Origin of the sequence: Nonomuraea sp. NPDC049486 (assembly GCF_040676925.1) — a bacterium.
Lineage (GTDB): Bacteria > Actinomycetota > Actinomycetes > Streptosporangiales > Streptosporangiaceae > Nonomuraea > Nonomuraea ferruginea.
On record NZ_JBFAPV010000015.1, the window covers coordinates 105,216 to 124,189 of the forward strand.

The 18,974-nt window shown below is 70.9% G+C and carries 16 protein-coding genes; 13 read left to right on the top strand and 3 right to left on the bottom strand.

Features of this window, described 5'->3' with window-relative positions; all coding sequences use genetic code 11:
- Positions 1–28 precede the first annotated feature (28 nt).
- Together AB0K05_RS34950 and AB0K05_RS34955 are read left to right on the top strand one after the other, a co-directional pair.
- On the top strand, positions 29–1,243 hold the full coding sequence (locus AB0K05_RS34950; RefSeq protein ID WP_222709174.1) for an NAD(P)-binding domain-containing protein: 1,215 nt from the start codon (positions 29–31) through the stop codon (positions 1,241–1,243).
- Positions 1,244–1,940: 697 nt separating this feature from the next.
- On the top strand, positions 1,941–2,207 hold the full coding sequence (locus AB0K05_RS34955; RefSeq protein WP_246640272.1) for a MerR family transcriptional regulator: 267 nt from the start codon (positions 1,941–1,943) through the stop codon (positions 2,205–2,207).
- A 165-nt stretch (positions 2,208–2,372) separates the two neighbouring features.
- Here the strand turns inward: AB0K05_RS34955 and AB0K05_RS34960 are convergent, their stop codons facing one another.
- Positions 2,373–2,789 (bottom strand): hypothetical protein, encoded by a 417-nt coding sequence (locus AB0K05_RS34960; RefSeq protein ID WP_271277329.1) that lies wholly within the window; start codon positions 2,787–2,789, stop codon positions 2,373–2,375.
- 965 nt (positions 2,790–3,754) lie between these two features.
- Here AB0K05_RS34960 and AB0K05_RS34965 point away from each other — a divergent pair.
- The 6 genes from AB0K05_RS34965 to AB0K05_RS34990 are packed head-to-tail and all read left to right on the top strand — an operon-like array spanning position 3,755 to position 9,066.
- Complete coding sequence (locus AB0K05_RS34965; RefSeq protein ID WP_364234959.1) at positions 3,755–5,251, top strand: hypothetical protein; 1,497 nt, start codon at positions 3,755–3,757, stop codon at positions 5,249–5,251.
- A gap of 55 nt (positions 5,252–5,306) precedes the next feature.
- Positions 5,307–5,714 carry a roadblock/LC7 domain-containing protein gene (locus AB0K05_RS34970; RefSeq protein WP_219546228.1) on the top strand — a complete coding sequence of 136 codons (408 nt, stop codon included), beginning with the start codon at positions 5,307–5,309 and terminating at the stop codon, positions 5,712–5,714.
- Complete coding sequence (locus tag AB0K05_RS34975) at positions 5,711–6,061, top strand: DUF742 domain-containing protein (protein WP_148033056.1); 351 nt, start codon at positions 5,711–5,713, stop codon at positions 6,059–6,061. The genes AB0K05_RS34970 and AB0K05_RS34975 overlap by 4 nt, the downstream gene beginning before the upstream one ends.
- Positions 6,042–6,620 carry an ATP/GTP-binding protein gene (locus AB0K05_RS34980; RefSeq protein ID WP_271277331.1) on the top strand — a complete coding sequence of 193 codons (579 nt, stop codon included), beginning with the start codon at positions 6,042–6,044 and terminating at the stop codon, positions 6,618–6,620. Before AB0K05_RS34975 ends, AB0K05_RS34980 begins: the two co-directional genes overlap by 20 nt.
- On the top strand, positions 6,617–7,942 hold the full coding sequence (locus tag AB0K05_RS34985; protein WP_187281286.1) for a cytochrome P450: 1,326 nt from the start codon (positions 6,617–6,619) through the stop codon (positions 7,940–7,942). The genes AB0K05_RS34980 and AB0K05_RS34985 overlap by 4 nt, the downstream gene beginning before the upstream one ends.
- On the top strand, positions 7,846–9,066 hold the full coding sequence (locus AB0K05_RS34990) for a cytochrome P450 (protein WP_271277332.1): 1,221 nt from the start codon (positions 7,846–7,848) through the stop codon (positions 9,064–9,066). The genes AB0K05_RS34985 and AB0K05_RS34990 overlap by 97 nt, the downstream gene beginning before the upstream one ends.
- 99 nt (positions 9,067–9,165) lie before the next feature.
- Here the strand turns inward: AB0K05_RS34990 and AB0K05_RS34995 are convergent, their stop codons facing one another.
- Complete coding sequence (locus AB0K05_RS34995) at positions 9,166–9,384, bottom strand: hypothetical protein (protein WP_148033053.1); 219 nt, start codon at positions 9,382–9,384, stop codon at positions 9,166–9,168.
- A gap of 462 nt (positions 9,385–9,846) precedes the next feature.
- On the opposite strand from AB0K05_RS34995, the gene AB0K05_RS35000 reads away from it, so the two are divergent.
- The 5 genes from AB0K05_RS35000 to AB0K05_RS35020 all read left to right on the top strand — a co-directional run bounded on the left by AB0K05_RS35000 (position 9,847) and on the right by AB0K05_RS35020 (position 17,690).
- Positions 9,847–11,169 (top strand): cellulose binding domain-containing protein, encoded by a 1,323-nt coding sequence (locus tag AB0K05_RS35000; protein WP_187281285.1) that lies wholly within the window; start codon positions 9,847–9,849, stop codon positions 11,167–11,169.
- Between the two features lie 386 nt (positions 11,170–11,555).
- Positions 11,556–12,566 (top strand): ketoacyl-ACP synthase III family protein, encoded by a 1,011-nt coding sequence (locus AB0K05_RS35005; protein ID WP_271277333.1) that lies wholly within the window; start codon positions 11,556–11,558, stop codon positions 12,564–12,566.
- Positions 12,563–12,814, top strand: coding sequence for an acyl carrier protein (locus tag AB0K05_RS35010; protein ID WP_271277334.1), 252 nt, complete (start codon positions 12,563–12,565; stop codon positions 12,812–12,814). The genes AB0K05_RS35005 and AB0K05_RS35010 overlap by 4 nt, the downstream gene beginning before the upstream one ends.
- 19 nt (positions 12,815–12,833) lie before the next feature.
- Complete coding sequence (locus AB0K05_RS35015; protein WP_219546225.1) at positions 12,834–13,877, top strand: ketoacyl-ACP synthase III family protein; 1,044 nt, start codon at positions 12,834–12,836, stop codon at positions 13,875–13,877.
- 39 nt (positions 13,878–13,916) lie between these two features.
- Complete coding sequence (locus tag AB0K05_RS35020) at positions 13,917–17,690, top strand: beta-ketoacyl synthase N-terminal-like domain-containing protein (RefSeq protein ID WP_271277335.1); 3,774 nt, start codon at positions 13,917–13,919, stop codon at positions 17,688–17,690.
- 144 nt (positions 17,691–17,834) lie between these two features.
- Here the strand turns inward: AB0K05_RS35020 and AB0K05_RS35025 are convergent, their stop codons facing one another.
- Positions 17,835–18,974 carry a thiopeptide maturation pyridine synthase gene (locus tag AB0K05_RS35025; protein WP_271277336.1) on the bottom strand — a complete coding sequence of 380 codons (1,140 nt, stop codon included), beginning with the start codon at positions 18,972–18,974 and terminating at the stop codon, positions 17,835–17,837.

Here is an 18,974-nt window from a genome sequence, read left to right on the forward strand (position 1 = left end):
CATCAGCGAGCGTGTCACAACGGTCGTCATCGGGGCGGGGCACGCGGGCCTCGCGGCGAGCCGCTTCCTCGGCGACCGTTCGATCGATCATGTCGTGCTGGAGCGCGGCGAGGTGGCGAACTCCTGGCGGCGCGAGCGCTGGGACTCCTTCCGCCTGCTCACCCCCAACTGGCAGAGCCGCCTGCCCGGCCTCGGCTACGAGGGCCCGGACCCCGACGGCTACATGACCATGGGGGAGGTGACCGAGTTCATCGAGCGTTTCGCCGTGCTCTCGGGCGCTCCCGTACGAACGAGCACCAACGTCACGTCCGTCCGGCGGACCGACGGCGGATACGACGTGACGACGGACCACGGCGAGATCGGCTGCCGGGCGGTCGTCATCGCCAGCGGCGCCTGCAACCAGCCGGTGGTGCCCAAGTTCAGCGAGGCGGTGCCGTCCTCCGTGCGGCAGCTGACGCCGTTCGGCTACCGCGAACCCGGTCAGCTCCCCGACGGCGGCGTGCTCGTCGTGGGCGCGTCGGCCACCGGCGTGCAACTGGCCGCCGAGCTGCGCAGGTCGGGCCGGCCGGTGATCCTCTCGGTGGGCGAGCACGTGCGGCTGCCCCGCACCTACCGCGGGCGCGACGTGCTGTGGTGGATGGACGCCTCCGGCGTGTGGGACCAGCGCTACGACGAGGTCGACGATCTCACGCGGGCCAGGCGGCTGCCCTCGCCCCAGCTCGTCGGCACCCCCGAACGCGCGACGCTCGACCTCAACGCGCTCACCGCGATGGGCGTCGAGCTGGTGGGCCGCTGGGCGGCCGTGCGCGACGGCCGCGCGCTGTTCTCCGGCGGCCTGCGCAACGTGTTCTCGCTCGCGGACCTCAAGATGAGGCGCCTGCTCGACGGCTTCGACGCGTGGGCGCGCACGTCCGGCCGCGAGGCCGAGGTCGGCCCGCCCGAGAGCTTCGAGCCGACCCGGGTGCCCGAGTCGGCGCGCCTGCAGCTCGATCTGAACAGCGGCGAGATCCGCACGATCGTGTGGGCGACGGGTTTCCGGCCCGATTACGGCTGGCTGGACGTGCCCGTGGTCGACGAGAAGGGCCGGCTGCGCCACGACGGCGGCGTGGTCGACAGCCCGGGACTGTACGCGCTGGGCCTGCCCATGCTGCGGCGGCGCAGATCCACCTTCATCAACGGCATCGAGGACGACGCCCGCGACGTCATCGGCCATCTCGCCCAGGACCTGGCCGTACGTAGCTGAGCCCTGTTTCCGGCGAGGACCCCGGCCTCGCCGGCTCCGTCGCATCAGCCCGCACGGCGTCCGACGCCCTTTCCAGGTACCCGGCCGGGGCGGAGGCCTGGAACCGAAAATCTATGTTCGCCGTAGTAGACATCCGAAGACGTACGCGCTAGAGTTCCTGTCATCGAAAGGAACGGATCCGCCGGGCAGCAGAAGAGTTACCGCAACACGACGAACTGCCCGTGACGAGGTTTGAGTAGGTGAAGGCAGAAGGTCGGACGTGATGGGCCAACGCAGTGGTAAGGGGTCCTGATCGTGGACGCGCTGCCGAAGTGGAAGTGGACAGTCAGTCCGGCAAGTTGAGGAAGGGAGTGTTGAACGCCATCGAAGGATCGCCCGTCGCCGGCTGAGTCCCGCCGGACGGGTGCCGCAGTTCCACAAGATTGGAAGGTGGTCTACGGTCACGCATTCGCGATCCCCGCATCACCGCCGCACATCAGGGCGGATGCGGAATACAGTAGGCCGGCCGAATGGCCGGTAGATGGTGTTGAACCTCTTCGGGCCCCGGCGCATACAGGCGCCGGGGCCCTTGTTCGCATGATGAAAGGCATCTATGGATCAAACCCACACACCCGGCGCCCGCCCGGGCGGCACCGCGGGCAGCGTCACACACGAGGCCGACGACCGGTTCGAGGATGAGGACTACCCCGCCTACAGCATGGGTGCGGCAGCCGAGATGCTCGGTGTCACCCCCACGTTCCTGCGGGCCCTCGGCACCGCCAAGCTGATCGAGCCGAGACGCTCCAGCGGAGGCCACCGCCGCTACTCCCGCTACCAGCTGCGCCTCGCGGCCCGTGCCAGGGAACTCGTCGACCAGGGCACCCCCGTGGAAGCCGCCTGCCGGATCATCGTCCTGGAAGACCAGCTCGCCGAGGCGCTGCGCATCAACGCCGCGTACGAACGCGAGCGCAAGACCGGAGACTGACGCGGCGGCTTCGCCAACCCTGCGGCCTGGTCTCCGACCGCGCTGACCAGGCCATCCCTCCCGAGGGGAACCACCGTGGCATCCTGGCTCGCGCTGGACCGTTGCCCGACGACGGCCGCGAGAAATCGGCGCCGCCGAAGCAGCGCCGATTCCTCGATCAGCGTCCTATGGGACAGCGCCGCGGTCGAACGCCTTCATCTCCCTCCCGTGGACGGCCAGCGCGTAGATGACGAGGACGTCGAAGGCGATGACGATCGTCGACCAGACCGGGTACGCGGGCAGCCAGGCGAAGTTGACGAGCGCCTGGAGGGCGGCGAGGGTGATGCCGACCACTCGCCCCCAGGTCTTGCCCGTCATGATCGCGGCGCCGGCGAGGAAGACGATCACACCCATGGCCAGGTGGAACCATCCCCAGGCCGTGTAGTTGACGGGGATCGCCAGGTTGTTGGCGGTGACGACGTAGAAGTCGGTGTTGAAGATCCCCACCAGACCCATGAAGGCCTGGAAGCATCCCAGGATCATCATCCCGATGCCGGCGAGTGCCACCCAGCCGACCCAGCCGGTCGGCTGGGGCGCCTCCATCGTGGGCCGGGCAGGCGCCTGTTGCGGCGTTTCCTGACGGGCTTGTGGAGGCACCTGACCTCGGGACGTCTCCTGCGGTCGTGCGTAGCGTGGATTGGTCATTGCCGGCTCCCTTCGCACGGCAGAGCTTGCGAGGTGGCCCGCTTGCGCGGCCCCGCCTGTGCGCCGAATTCGTCCGGGCGCTGTCTCCCGGTGATTCAGCGATTCGGGCAGCTCAGGCGTGTACCTAAAGACACCCTATTCGGTTCTTCTGTTCAGAACCTTCGCCTTTCGCCCGCATTTCTCCAAAGGTGTTCAAAATGGGCGTTGCCCGGGTCGAAGCGGAGCACCTTCCCCATGGGACTTCTTTATCCATTTATGGTGATCGTACGGGTGAGAAAAGGGGATCGCGTTCCCTCTGACGGAGGGCATCGACCGGCCGAACCCCCGCTCAGGCCGCCTCGGCGCGGTCGAGCTGCTCGCCTGAAGGCCCGATCTCCTCGGCGAACAGGCCGACGAAGGCGATCTCCCCGGCCTGGAGGGTGAGGCCGGCCGCCGCGGACCACCCGGACGGCCCGCGTCAGGCGGTGCCGGCCGGAGGGGACGGGGGAGGGGTCCGGTTCCATGGGGTCGGCGTGCCCTGCGCCCAATAGTCCCGACGCCACCGCAATCGGAACAAATCGGGACAATTTGCGCGACGGAATGCACTGAAGACCTTACACACGGTTGACTATCGTGACCAAGCGGGAATACTGGTTTCCCTGTTGGCCGTCGTTCGACTGAGACTGAGGATGCACATGTCGCTTGGCCCCGCCCTGCCTCAGGCAGAGCCGCACCGGGCACGCAGCCGTGCCCACGTCGCGGAAGGGCTCGGTCAACGCCGACGCGGTCCAGGCCGGACGCCGCGCGAGAACCCCACGCGCCGCTAGCAAACTCTTCGGCGGTCGACATCTTTCCGCCGGCTCTCCTCGACCCCAGGACTTGTCATGCCGCCAGACTCCTTCAGCGTTCCCGCAGCGATCATCGCCCTGGTCCTCGCCCGGGCCCTCGTGGGCGTCCTCCTCCACCACGTGCGCGTACGCCGCGATCTCGCCCAGGCCCGCGGGCAGCTCGCCCAGGCCCGCCAGGAACACGAACACCGGACGCGCGAGACCAGCGCCACCGAGCAGCGGCTGGCCCACGCGGAGCGCCAGGCCCAGGAGAGCGCGGAGCTGCTGCGCGAGGCCCGCGCCCAGCAGGAGCTCGTCCGCGCCGAGACCGAGCACCTGATCACCAAGCGCGTCCCCGCCCTGCTGTCCCACCTGCGCAGCCCGCACGTGATCGTGCCCGGCGTGCAGCACCAGGCGCTCGCGGGCACGGACGTCGACAGGCAGCACCGCGCCCTCCTCGACGCGTTCACCCGCGGCGTCAGAGAGGAGGGCGAGCGTATCGACGAAGCGGCCCAGGCGGTCATCAGGGGCGCGATGTCCCGCGTGCAGACCCAGGCGCTGCGCGCCCAGGACCTGCTCGCCGGTGTGCAACAGCGCTACAGCGGCGACGAGCACACCGCGCTCCTGCGCGAGGTGCTGGGACTCGACATGTTCAACGAATTGATCATCCGCCGCGTCCAGGTGACCGGCATCGCGTGCGGCGCCACGCCCGGCCTGTCGCGTGACGACACCTACCTGGTGGACCTGATGGTGGGCGCCATCTCCCGGGTGGAGAACTTCGAGCAGCGCATCGAGGGCCCCGCCAACCACCTGCGCCGCCGGATCGGGGTCGCCGCCCGCGCCGCGGAGTCGATCCTGTTCATCACCGCCGAGCTGCTGGCCAACGCGGTCCACCACTCCTACGGCACGCTCAAGGTGACCATCGCCGTGCACGAGACCAACAACGGCGCCGCCATCGTCATCGACGACGCCGGTGTCGGACTCAACGAGGAGCAGTACGCCCGCGCCACCCGCCTGCTGAGCGGCACCCAGCCGGCCCGCCTCGTCGACCTGGGCAACCCGCCCCACACCGGCTGGGCCGCCATCGGCCGCCAGGTCGCGCACTACGGCCTGCAGGTCACGGTCAAGAAGAGCGCCTTCGGCGGCGTGCAGGCCGTGCTGAACATCCCCACCGCCCTGCTCGTGGAGATGCCGGAGCACAGCCGGCCGTCGGTGCTGGCGCCCGAGCCGGTCCGCGCCGCGGCCCCCGCCTTCCGGCCGGAGCCCGTGGCGTCGGCGCCCGTCGCCTCGTTCGCGCGGACCGAGCCCGCGGCGGAGACGCGGCAACAGACAGGAGAGGACCTGGCCCCGCTGCCGCAGCGTCGCCGCCAGTCGCCGCCGCGCCCCGCGTCCGGCCCCCGGCCCGGCGCGGGCGGTTCCCAGGGCCCCGACGGCAAGGTGCTCACCACCCCGGAGGCTGCCCAGAAGCGGTGGGGGGACTTCCAGATCGGAGCCGAAGCGGGCCGCCGCGAAGCGCTCCCGACCCAGCAGCACGACATCACCGAAGGGAATTGACCGTTCCATGGACGCTCACAGCGCTTCTGGCCGTGTTCCGACCAAGGGACGCGCGTTGTCCCTCGACGTGTCCTGGGTCCTGTCGCCCCTGATGGCGCTGCCCGGGGTCACGCGAGGCGTGGTGCTGAGCCGTGACGGGCTGATCCTCGGCGGTTCGGCCGACGTGACGACCGAGACCGGCGAGCGCGCCGCCGCCATGACGAGCTCCGTGCTGGGGGCCGCCCGCGCCCTGTGCGACGGCCTCAGCGGCGGCTCCGAAGGCGGGGTGGTGGACATCGTCATCTCGGCCGACAGCGGCTACTACTACATCGCCCCGGCCGGCGACCGCGCCGCCATCGTCGTCGCCGCCACCGGGGCGGTCAACGTCGGCGCGCTGGCCTACGAGGTGCAGCTGCAGGTGCAGAAGCTGATCAAGGCTCTCGACGAGGCCAGCGCGGCCAGGGTGCAGGGCGTGCGGACATGACCTCAGGACGACAACGGCGGCGGGTCGTCCCGGACTACATGGCCGCCGCGAGACTGACCGTGCCCGAGCACATCAGCGTCCAGCGGACGACCCTGGTCTACATCGCGCCCGACGCCGCCACCAACGGGCTGGACCCTCCGGGCTCGCATCTGCTGGCCCTGCTGCGGGACGGGCCGTTGTCGGTGTACGAGTGCGCCGCGCACCTGGGCCTGCCCTACTGCGTGGTGCGGTTGCTGGTCGCCGGGCTGGTCGGCGGCGGAACGCTGCTGACCCGCGATCCGCCGGCCACCGACCTGCCCGACATCGAGATCTTGGAGTTGGTACTCAATGGCCTCCGCGCTCTCTGACAGTCGCGTCAGCGCCGAGCACATCCCGGTCAAACTGGTCATCGCAGGGCCGTTCGGGGTGGGCAAGACGACCATCGTGGGCGCGCTCTCGGAGATCAAGCCCCTCAACACCGAAGAGGTGCTCACCCAGGCGGGCACGCTGGTCGACGACCTCACCGGCGTGAACGAGAAGACGACCACGACCACCGCGATCGACTTCGGCCGCCTCACCCTGCCGGGCGTCGTGCTCTACCTGTTCGGGGCGCCGGGACAGACCCGCTTCCAGGTCCTGTGGGACGAGCTGGTACGCGGCGCGCTGGGGGTCCTGGTGCTGGCCGACACCCGCCGCATCGACGAGAGCTTCGCCGTGCTCGACCTGGTGGAGAACTCCGGCATCCGCTACGCCGTGGCCGTCAACCACTTCCCCGACTCGCCGGACTACCCGCTGGAGTCCGTGCGCCAGGCGCTCGACCTGGACCCGCGCACGCCGCTGATGGTGTGCGACGCCCGCGACCCCGCCTCCGCCCGCGCCTCGCTGATCGCGCTGGTGGAGCACGTCAGAGAGCTGGTGTTGTCATGACCCTGCGCTACATGCCCGACGCCGGGCGCCTGTACGGGCCCGAGTACGCCAGAGACCCGCAGGCCGTCTACGCGGAGCTGCGCGCGCGGCACGGCGCGGTCGCGCCCGTGGAGATCGCCCCGGGCGTCGAGGCCCACCTGGTGATCGGCTACCGGGCCGCCCTGGACGTGCTGACCAACGCCGGCGGCTTCTGGAGCAAGAACTCCGGCGCCTGGCAGGCGCGGCTCCCCGAGACCCCGGAGACCGGCGGGGTGATCGCGATGCTCGGCTACCGGCCGAACGCGCTGTTCTCCGACGGCGCCGAGCACGCCCGCTACCGCAAGGTGATCGCCGACTGCTTCCAGCAGATCCAGCCGCACAAGCTGCGCCAGCTGGTGACCGAGGTGTCGGATTCGCTCATCGGCCGGTTCGCCACGAAGGGCGAGGCCGACCTGGTCGCCGACTTCGCCCGGCTCATCCCGGCCCGCGTCTTCAACCTGCTCTTCGGGCGGCCCGACTCCGACAGCGAAGGCCTGGTCCAGGCCCTGTCGGACATGATGGAGGCCGACGGCGAGACGGGCGCGCGGGGCAGCGAGGCGTTCAGCCGCTACATCGGCGAGCTGATCCAGGCCAAGCACGCCCAGCGGGGCGACGACCTGACCTCCTGGTTCATGGACCATCCGGCCATGCTGCGGACCGACGAGCTGGCGGAGACCCTCGTGCTGGTGACGGCCGCCACCTACGACCCCATGGCCAACCTGATCTCCAACACGATCTCCCGGATGGTCAGCGACGACCGCTACTACAGCTCGCTCACCAACGGCGCGCTCAGCACGTACGACGCCCTCATGGAAGCCCTGCGCGCCGAGCCCGCCATGGCGAACTACGGCCCGTACTTCACGCTCCAGCCCGTGCACTTCCACGGCACCTGGATCCAGCCGGCCGAGCTGGTCCTCGTCTCCTACGCCGCGGCCAACACCGAGCCCACCGGCATCCCCGAGGAACTGCGCTCCGACGGCGGCGCGTACCTGGGCTTCGGCGCCGGGTCGCACCGCTGCCCGGCCAGCGACCCGGCCGTGCTCATCGCGATGACCGCGATCGAACGCCTGACCTCTCACCTGTGCGACCTCGAACTGACCGTCCCCCGCGACGAGCTGTCGTGGCGGCCCGGCCCGTTCCATCGCGCGCTGGCGCACCTGCCGGTGCGCTTCACCCCGATCCGTCCCGACCAGCCAGGAGAATCCCCGTGGGCAATGCGGCCCCCGTCGTCCTCGATCCCTTCGGCTCCGACCTCCCCGGCGAGGTCCGCCGACTACGCGACCTCGGCGCCCTGGTCCTCGTAGAGCTCGCGGGAGGCATCCCGGCCTGGGCGGTGACCCGGCACGACCTGCTCAAGCAGCTCATCCTCGATCCGCTGGTCAGCAAGGACAAGCGGCACTGGCGGCTGCTGCCCCAGGCGCTCGCCGAGCCGGGCTGGACCTGGATCATGACCTGGATCGGCGTGTCCAACATGCTCAGCGCCTACGGCGAGGAGCACCGGCGGCTGCGCAAGCTGATCGCCCCGAGCTTCACCGCGCGCCGTACCAAGGCCATGCAGCCGATCGTCGAGGACATCGTCGCGGAACTGCTGGACACCATGGCCGCGCAGCCCCGGGGCCAGGCCGTCGACCTCCGCGCCGCCTACGCCCACCCGCTGCCGATGCGGGTGATCTGCGAGCTGTTCGGCGTCCCCGAGGGCATGCGGGAGGAGATGGCCCAGGTGATGGAGGCCATCATGGACACCACCGCCACCCCGGAGCAGGCGGCTGCCACGGCCGTCCGGATCGGCACCGTGCTGCCCGCCCTGGTCGCCCACAAGCGCGAGCACCCGGGCGACGACCTGACCACCGAGCTGATCAACGTCCGCGACAGCGGCGACTCGCTCACCGACGACGAGCTGCGTGACACCCTGCTGCTCCTCATCGCGGCCGGGCACGAGACCACCGTCAACCTGATCGGCAACGCGGTGCACGCCCTGCTCACCCATCCGGACCACCTGCAGCGGGTCCTGTCGGGAGAGGTCTCCTGGGACGCGGTGGTCGAGGAGACGCTGCGCTGGACGCCGTCGATCGCCAACCTGCCGCTGCGCTTCGCCATCGAGCCGATCGAGATCGGCGGCGTACGGATCGAGGCGGGCGACGCGATCATCACCAGCTACCTGGCGGCCGGGCACGACCCCGACCAGCACGGCCCGGACGCCGACCGGTTCGACCCGACCAAGGAACGCGACGAGCACCTGGCCTTCGGCATCGGCGTGCACCGCTGCATCGGGGCTCCGCTCGCCCGGCTGGAGGCGCTCACCGCCCTGCCCGCGTTGTTCGCCCGCTTCCCGGACCTCCGGCTGGCCGTGGACGAGAGCGAGCTGCCCCACGTGCCGTCCTTCATCGCGCACGGCTGGGCCCGCCTGCCGATCCTGCTGCACCGCTGACCGGCACCGGCCGGCCTCGCGACCGGCAGGAAGAACGGTGAGACACACGCGCCCCCCGGTCCGGCCCCTCAGCCCCGGGGGTGCGCGCGGCTCACGGTGTCACGCGTAGAGGAAGTAGTAGCGGTAACGGCCTTCCCACTCGCATGAATAGTCGTCCCACCAGCCCTGGTTTATGCCGTGGCTGCCGATCCGCTGGCACTCCGAGTAGTCCCTGAAGACGCCTGCCAGCCTTTCGGCGTGCGCCGGGGCGGCGCCGATCGTCAGCGACACTCCGAGGACCATGACGGCCGAGACGAGAACAGCGCGTGCCTTTCGCATTCGTCCTCCTGCGACTGGGGGGTGATCATCACGGTGGACATTATCACCAACCCGGCGTTGGAAAGATTGTCACGTCGAATCGGCCGGGGCAAGAGGATGAAACTTTCACGGCGTTAACCCGAGGTTGCGCGGGTGTTTACTGCCGGTAAGGCCGGTGTCGCTTGCCGAGTGGCTTGTCAAGGCCCCGTGGGTGCTTATCCGACCGCCTGTGCACGCCATGGATGATCTGGTCGGCCTTCGAGCCCTGTGATCCACAAAGTACGATTTATGCCGCTTTTTCAGTCCGGTCTGGATGAAGTGCGGAAAACTTTGACCAGCGTCACTTACGTGTCATATCGTCTCCCCGCCCATATCGATGTGAGCCGCGACACTCGAGCAGGACATTGTTCTAGCAGGGTTCTAGCAGGCGCTATGGCCGGGGACCGGGGAAGCGGCGATCATCCGACCAACCGGAGTCGCACCATGCAAGCTCGAATCCGCACGGCCATGATCGTCGGCATGGCGATGACCGTGCTGGCCGCCGTCGGTGTGTCGGTGGCCTCGGCGCCGCCGGCCCACGCCGCGCAGGTGGTCACCGACATCGCCTACGCGCCCGCACAACCGGCCGGCAGCAAGGGCCATCTGCTGGACCTCTACCTGCCGTCCACCGGCATCACGCCCCGGCCGCTGCTGATCTGGCACACCGGCTCGGCGTGGACGAGCGACGACGGCAAGGCCGGCACGGACGCGATCGCGGCGATCTTCAACCCCCTGGGCTTCGCCGTGGCCGGCGTCAGCGTCCGGAACAGCGCACAGGCGATCTTCCCGGCCCAGGTGCACGACATCAAGGCGGCCATCCGCTGGCTGCGTGCGAACGCCGCGACATACCAGATCGACCCGAACCGCTTCGCGATCATGGGCGACTCCTCGGGCGGCTGGCTGACGGAGATGGCCACCCTGTCCGGCGGGGTGGCGGCGCTGGAGGGCACCGTCGGCACGACCGGCGTCTCCAGCGCCGTGCAGGTGGGACTCGCCTTCTACAGCCCGACCGACTTCCTGCAGATGAACGCGCAGAACCTGCCGACCGGCGGGCTCGACCACGACTCCCCGGCCTCCCCGGAATCCCTCCTGGTCGGCTGCCCGATCCAGACCTGCCCGGCCAAGGTGGCCCAGGCCAACCCGATGACCTACGTCGACGCCAACGACCCGCCGCTGATGTTCCTGCACGGCCAGGCCGACTTCCTGGTGCCGCACGGGCAGAGCGTCCTGCTCTACAACAGGATCAAGGCTCAGTGCGGCGACGCCACCTTCGTCTCGGTGCCCGCCGCGGACCACATGATGTCCCAGATCATGGACCCCGCCCAGTACGGCAACCAGACCGTCTACACCACCACCGACTGCTCCGAGACCGTGGGCACCGGCACGCTGAACCCCACCTGGGCCAACTTCGCGACCTTCCTGCGCGGCGGGCTCAAGCTGGGCACCTCCTGTGAGGTCGCCTACGCCACCGGCGCCTGGAACGGCGCCTTCAACGGCACCGTGACCATCAGGAACACCGGCACGACCCCCGTCGACGACTGGACCGTGACGTGGGCCTGGTCGGGCAACCAGCAGATCACGAACGCCTGGAACGCCACGGTGACCCAGACCGGCGCCCAGGTGACCGCCCGCGACGCCGGCCACAACTCCTACATCGGCCCCGGCTCCAGCCAGAGCTTCGGCTTCTCGGCGACCGCCACCGGGACGAACCCCGTTCCGGCCCAGTTCAAACTCAACGACATCGTCTGCACGAAGGTGCCCGCCTGAGACGACGCGCGCCGGGCCCGAGCGTGAATAGCGCCGGGTCCGGCGCCGGATTCGCGGCCGTCACATTCGCGGAAATGGCGGCGTGAAGCGGAAAGAAGCATTTCCGAAATGCGACACGTTCCGTCGGATCTCGATTACGGAATGTCGCGGGCCGGATCGCTCGCGGACATATTGCCTTATCCGAGGATCGGCCCCTATCCTTGCTGACGGCTCGCCGGACCATTCCGTTGTATTCACCCGCCGGTCGGGAGCCGATTGATATCCCGGGCCCGAAATAAATCGGATGAGCCGCCTCACGCTGCCCGAGGACCGTTGCCCGGGATCGTCGACGAGTTAGGGGACGTGTGCGTACATCCAACATGTTCGTCAGGAGCCTCGGCGTTTATGTGCCTGACAGTGTGAGCGTCGAGCAGGCGGTTCGCGAGGGCTGGTATCCGGAGGAGGAGGCCGAGCGATTTCAGCAGATCGGCACGGCGGTGGCCGGCGACATGCCCGCGCCCGAGATGGCGCGGCTCGCGGTCCTGGACGCGTACGACCGCTGGGGTGAGTCCTCCCCGCGCGAGCTCGACCTCCTGCTCTACCCGTCGGTCTGGCACCAGGGCCCGAACGGCTGGCAACCTCAGCACTACCTGCAGAAGCACCTCCTCGGCGGGAACGTTCCGGCGTTCGAGATCCGGAGCGGCTGCGTGGGGATGATCAGCTCGCTGGAGCTGGCGGCGAGCTACCTGCGGGCCGGCGAGGACCGGCGGACCGCCATGGTCGTCTCCTCGGACAACCACGGCACCCCGCTGGTGGACCGCTGGCGGATGACGCCCGGGGCGCTGATCGGCGACGCCGCGGCCGCGCTCGTTCTCGGCAAGGAGTACGGCATGGCCGAGCTCCTGTCGGTGAACGCCACGGTGATACCCGAGGCCGACGCGGTCAACGACGGCGCCTACCCCCTGTTCCCCCCGGACGCCACCGTCGGCAGGGGGCTGAGCTTCGGTGACCGCCACGAGGAGTTCCGCCAGCGGCTGCTCAAGGCGCAGGGGACCGGGATCCACCTGACGATCCAGAAGACGATGATGCAGCAGGTCGAACAGACCCTGGACGAGGCCGGGATCGGGCTCTCCGACATCACGCGGGTCGCCTTCCCGCACGGCCGCCGCGAGGACCTGGACGGGCAGATGTCCTGGCTGGGCATCGACGAGGACCAGACGACCTGGGACTACGGCAGGCGCGTGGGCCACTGCGGCGCGGTGGACCAGTTCATCGCCTTCGAGCACCTGATCGCGACCGGCGGGCTGGTGGCCGGCGACCACCTGCTCATGGTCGGGTTCGGCTCCGGGACGTCCGTCGCCGCGGCGGCGTTCAGGGTCCTGTCCACCTCTCCCGTCACGCAAGGGGCACGCGCATGACCGAGCTCACGCAGAGACTGGTCGTCTTCGTCCAGGAGAACCTCGTCCTGGACGGCGACGACATCAAGGTCGACGAGACGACCCCGCTCCTCGTGTCGGGCCTCCTGGACTCCCTGCGTACGGCGCGGCTGCTGAACTTCCTGCGCAGGGACCTCGGCGTCGCGATCCCCGCGGCGAAGCTCGACCCCGACAACTTCCGGGACGTCGTGACCATCGTGGCGATGGTCCGAGAGCTCGAATCCGTCTAGCCGGGACGAGGGCAGAGTCATGAAGTTGGCGGACACGTACATCAGCGGAGTGGGAGCCTTCGTGCCCCGGACCGTCGTCAGCGTCGCGAAAGCCGTCGCCAAAGGCTGGTATCCAGCCGAGGAGGCCGAGCTGCACAACCTGGCCGGGGCGGCGGTGGCCGGTGACGTGCCGGCCCCGGAGATGGCCCTGCACGCGGCGCGGAGCGCGCTCAAGCGCAGCGGGCGGGCGCAGGCCGATCTGGACCTCCTCCTGTACGCCTCGACCTGGCACCAGGGGCCGGACGGCTGGCCCCCGCACTCCTACCTGCAGCGTCACCTCGTCGGCGGGGACGTCCTGGCCACCGAGGTCCGGCAGGGCTGCAACGGGATGTTCATCGCCCTGGAACTCGCGGCCGGCCACCTGGACGCCGCCCCCGGCCGGCAGGCCGCCCTGCTGGTAGCCGCCGACAACTACGGCACCCCGCTGATGGACCGGTGGCGGATGGGCCCCGGCTACATCGGCGGCGACGCGGCCAGCGCGCTCGTGCTCACCAAGGAGACGGGCTTCGCGCGGCTGACGTCGGTCTGCACGACGACGGTGGCCGAGGCCGAGGAGCTGCACCGGGGCAGCGAACCCCTGTTCCCGCCGGGCGTCACGGTCGGGCGCCGGATGAGCTTCGCGACCAGGAACGAGCAGTTCCGGCACCAGGTCATGCCCAAGGGCGAGGCCACCTCGGCGCTGTTCAAGATCCAGCGGGCGTTGATGGAGATCGTCGAGCGCGCGCTGGCCGAGAGCGGGATCGAGGCCCGCGATCTCGCCCGGGTGGCGTTCATGAACTACTCCGAAGAGATCGTCGAACAGCGCTGCATGGCCATGCTCGACCTGCCGATGTCCCGCTCGACCTGGGACTACGGCCGCACGATCGGCCACTGCGGGGCCAGCGACCAGATCCTCTCCCTCGACCACCTGCTGACGACCGGGCAGCTGCGCCCCGGCGACCACATGCTGATGCTCGGCACCGGGCCTGGAGTGACCGTCTCCGGCGCCGTCATCAAGATCATCGACACTCCTCCATGGGTATGAACCGAAGGGAAACCAACGCAGATGGTCGACAGTCCGCGGGTGGAACCAGTGGCGGTGGTCGGGATCGGCTGCCGCCTTCCCGGCGACGCCCGCTCACCGGACGAGTTCTGGGACCTGCTGTGCTCCGGCCGGAACACGACCGGGCCGCTGCCGGCCGAACGCTGGCGCCGGTATGAGAACCGGAGTCCGGAAGACGCCGCCGCGCTGCGCGACGCCGTGCGCCACGGCAGTTTCCTGAGCGACATCGAGGGCTTCGACGCGGAGTTCTTCGGCCTGTCGCCCCGCGAGGCCGAGCTGATGGACCCCCAGCAGCGGATCCTGATGGAGACCGCGTGGGAGGCCCTGGAGCACGCCGGCCTGCCGCCGCACCGGCTGGCCGGCACCGACGCCGGGGTGTTCGTCGGCGTCTGCACCGCCGACTACGGCGGCCGTCTGCTGGAGGACCTGCCCCAGATCGAGGCGTGGACCGGCATCGGCGCCGCCACCTGCGCCGTCGCCAACCGCATCTCCTACTCGCTCGACCTGCGCGGGCCCAGCATGGCGGTCGACACCGCCTGCTCGGCGTCGCTGGTCGCGCTCCACCTGGCCGCGCAGAGCCTGCGGCTCGGCGAGAGCGACGTCGCCCTCGCCGGCGGCGTCAACCTGCTGGTCACCCCGGGCCAGACCCTCACGCTCGGCACCGCCGGAGCGCTGGCCCCCGACGGGCGGTCCAAGTCGTTCGACGCGTCGGCCGACGGCTACGGACGCGGCGAGGGCTGCGGCGTGGTCGTGCTCAAGCGGCTGTCCGACGCCCAGCGCGACGGCGACCGGATCCTCGCGCTCGTCATCGGCAGCGCGGTGAACCAGGACGGGCACACCAACGGCATCATGGCGCCGTGCGGCGAGGCCCAGGAACACGTGATGATCAAGGCCTGCCGGCAGGCGGGCGTCGCGCCGTCCACCGTCGACTATATCGAGGCCCACGGCACCGGGACCCGGCTCGGCGACCCGCTGGAGGCGGGGGCGCTCTCCTCCGTGTACGGCACGCCGCGGCCCCCCGGCGACCCGTGCCTCATCGGCTCGGTCAAGTCCAACATCGGTCATCTCGAAGGCGCCGCCGGCATCGCCGGCGTCATCAAGGCGGTCCTCGCCCTCGACCGCGGTGAGATCCCCCCGAGCGTGCTGACCACCCTGAACGAGGCCATCCCATGGGAGGACTCGGGCCTGCGCGTGGTGACCGGGCGATCGGCCTGGCCGGAGCGCGACCACCCGCGCCGGGCGGGCGTCTCCAGCTTCGGCTACGGCGGCACGGTCGCGCACATCGTGCTGGAGCAGGCGCCTCCCGCCCAGGAGGCGCCCGGGGACGAGGTGACGGGGGAGCGGCTGTTCCCCCTGTCGGCCGCGTCGGAGCAGGCGCTGCGGCAGTACGCGGGCAAGCTCGCCGATCACCTGGACAGCGGGCTCGACCTGGCGTCGGCGGGCCACACGCTGGCGCTCCGGCGCACCCACCTGGCCCGCCGCGCCGTCGTGGTCGGGGCGGGCGCGGACGAGCTGGCGGCCGGCCTGCGCAGGCTCGCGGAGGACGTGCCGGCCGAGGCCGTACTCACCGGGGACGTGCTGCCCGAGCCCGGTCCCGGGCCGCTCTGGGTCTTCTCCGGGCAGGGCTGCCAGTGGCGCGGGATGGGGCGGGAGCTGCTCGCCGTGCCGGAGTTCGCGTCCCTCGTCGACGAGGTGGAGCCGATCTTCGCCGAGGAGATCGGCTTCTCACCCCGGCAGGTCCTGGCCGACGGCGAACTCGACACCATCGACCGCGTCCAGACCATGATCTTCGTGATGCAGCTGGGCCTCGCCAGGCTCTGGAACGCGTACGGGGTCGCGCCGGAGGCCGTCATCGGCCACTCCGTCGGCGAGATCGCGGCGGCGGTGACGGCCGGCGCGATGTCCGTCGCCGACGGCGCCCGCCTGATCTGCCGCCGCTCCCGCCTGCTGCGCCGGGCCGAGGGCAAGGGCGCCATGGTGATGGTCGGCCTGTCCTTCGAGGAGGCGGCCCATCGGCTGGCCGGCCGGACCGACCTGGTGGCCGCGATCGCGTCGGCGCCCGGCTCCACCGTGCTGTCCGGCGACGTCGCCGCCGTCGAGGAGGTGGTGAACGAGTGGCCGGCCGAGGGCATCGTGGTGCGGCGGGTGGCGTCGGACGTCGCCTTCCACAGCCCGCACATGGAGCCCCTGGCCGTCGAACTGGCCGCCGCCACGGCCGATCTCTCGTTCGGGGCGCCCCGCATCCCCATGTACACGACCGCGCTGGCGGACCCCCGGTCGACGCCGATCCTGGACGGCGCGTACTGGGCGGCGAACCTCCGCGACCCCGTGCGGCTGGCCGCGGCGACGACGGCCGCGGCGCAGGACGGCTACCGCGTGTTCCTGGAGATCTCGCCTCACCCCGTGGTCGCGCACTCCGTCACCGAGACGCTCTCGGAGAACGGGTTCGAGGACGTGTTCGTCGGCACGTCACTGCGCCGCAACCAGCCGGAGGCGGCGACCTTCCTCGTCGCGGTGGGCACTGCCCACTGTCACGGCGTCGACGTGGACTGGAGCCGGCTGCAGCCTGCCGGCGGCCTGGCCGACCTGCCGCCGTACGCCTGGCAGCACCGCCGCCACTGGCGCGAGGCGTACGCCGACGACGGCAACCGCGGGCACGACGTGCACTCCCACACCCTGCTCGGCGCCGCGACCAGCCTCGCGGGCAGCCGGACCCGGATGTGGCGGACCAGCCTGGAGGACGCCAACCGGCCCTACCCCGGCAGCCACGCGCTCAACGGGGTCGAGATCGTGCCCGCCGCCGTGCTGGTCAACACGTTCCTGCACGCAGCCGAGGACGAGGACGTCACGCTCACCGACGTGGAGATGACGCATCCGCTGATGACCGCGGAGCGCAGGCAGGTCCAGGTCGTGCACGAGCCGCCGGCGGTACGGCTCGCGGCCCGCACGCCGGCCGGGCCTGGCGAGCCCGAACCCGCCTGGCTGGTGCACGTCACCGCCGACGTGGCCGCCCCCGGCCAGGTGAAACCCGACGTGCTGCCGGACGCCGGCGCTCTCACCCCGATCGACCCCGGGTTCGTGCACCGGCGGCTGGCCGCCGTCGGCGTGCCCTCGACGGGCTTCGGCTGGACGATCGGGACGCTGCTGGCCGGAGACGGTGCGCTGCGGGCGACGGTACGCACCGGGGAGCCGGGAAGCTGGGCGCCGGCGCTGGACGCGGTGATGTCCGTGGCGCCCTGCGTGTTCCCCGGCGACCCGGTGCTGCGCATGGTCGTGCACATCGACGAGGTGGTGCTGACCGGCACGCCGCCCTCGACGGTGATCGTCCACGCGGCCGTGGACCCGGCCGCCGACGACACCGTCCGGGCGCTCCTGGCCGACGTGGACGGCCGGGTGGTGGGACACCTCACGGGACTCCGCTATCCGGTGATCGACGCGCCCGCCCCGGCCGACGAGGATCTCCGGGGACCGGCGGAGTCGTTCGCCGGACTGGCGCCCGAGGACCTGCGCGAGCGCGTCCTGCCCGAGATCCGCGCGGAGATCGCGGCCGTGATGAGGACGGCCCCCGAGGACCTGGCGATCCGGCGTCCCCTCGTCGAGCAGGGGCTGGACTCGGTGATGACCGTCATGGTCAGGCGGCGCCTGGAGAAGCGCTTCGGCCGCCGTCTCCCCGCGACCCTGCTGTGGCAGCAGCCCACCATCTCCGCGATCGCGGACCACCTGGTGGAGCTGCTCGCGACTCCGGTCCCGGCGGCGGAGACCGCTCCCGAGAGCATGCCCGCGATCGGGGGGTGAGACCGCCGCCTCACCGTGCGCCGGAGGGCGAGCCGTCGGGATTCGTCAAGCTCTGAGTCCGGCGTGTCCATCGAGCCCGGCACCCCGGACGAGGAGGTGCCGGGCTGCGCCGTCGGGCGGGCGCCCCCGACCGGCCTGTGCTCGTCAGCGTGACGGTTCCGTGGGCTCACCCGCCCCGGCGAACCGGCGCAGGGCGTCCAGCCCCGACAGGCCGTAGACGTCCTCCACCGCGTCGGCCAGCAGGTGGCAGGCCCTGAACCGGTCGAGCGGCGTGAGCCCGAGCCGGGTCAGGTGCAGGTACGTGTAGTTGAGCAGCACCCGGTAGCGCAGGAAGCGCGGGTCGGTGAAGACCGCCGCGTGGTAGGCCGGGTTCTCGTAGATCAGGCGTTGCAGCTCGTTCGGCTCGTGGTGGGGAGCGGGCGGGTCACCGGGCCTCGCCCGGAGCGCCTCGCCCGGCTCGAACGTCGGCTGGACCAGCCGGCCGCTGTCCAGCAGCGTTCCGGCCCGTCGCCGGTAGTCCTCCAGCAGCGCCGCCCACTCGCGTACGAACGCCACGGGCGGCGCGGCGGGGTCGTCCAGGGCGGCGACGACGTCCCGCACCCGCTCGGTGAGCGCGGCCCGCCGTTCCCGGAAGCCCTGCTCGAAAGCGGCGCGGACGCCTTCGGGGTCGGCCGCCCACGTGATGAAGCCCTCCGCGTGCATCCGGTACGACAGGTAGCTCCGCGTGATGTGCTGCGAAGTGTGCGCGACGGTCAGCATGAGGCTCAGCGCGAGCCCGGTCCTGCTGTCACGGCCGGCACGCACGTGCTCCAGCATGCCGAACAGCAGCGGGGTGGCATCGGTGTAGAACGCGGTGAGCAGGCCCACCGCCTCGTCGCTGCCGAGCACGTGCCGGCGGGAGTCGTACGGCGCGTCGTGGATGGAGTTGTCCGGCGGCCACGGCGTGAGCGGCCCGTGCTCCTGCTCCCGCATGGCGAGCAGGCGGTGCCTGGCCAGGCTCGCGGCCGGGTCGAGCGCGGCCGTCGAGGGGTGTTCGCGCAGGTAGGCTCCGATGACCTCGTCCACCCGCGGGCGCACGACCCCCTCCCAGACGGCCGGCGCCGCCTTGACGTTGATCCGCAGGTGCGGGCCCTGCCGCCAGTGGCGCAGCACGTACGCCGCCTCGATCTGACCGCGAAGGCCGTCGAACAGCGGCCGCACGGCATCCAGCAGCAGGCCGTCCTTGTCCGCCGCGTGGTAGTAGACGTGCACGCAGTGCCAGGTGGGAGCGTCGGACGCGGTCAA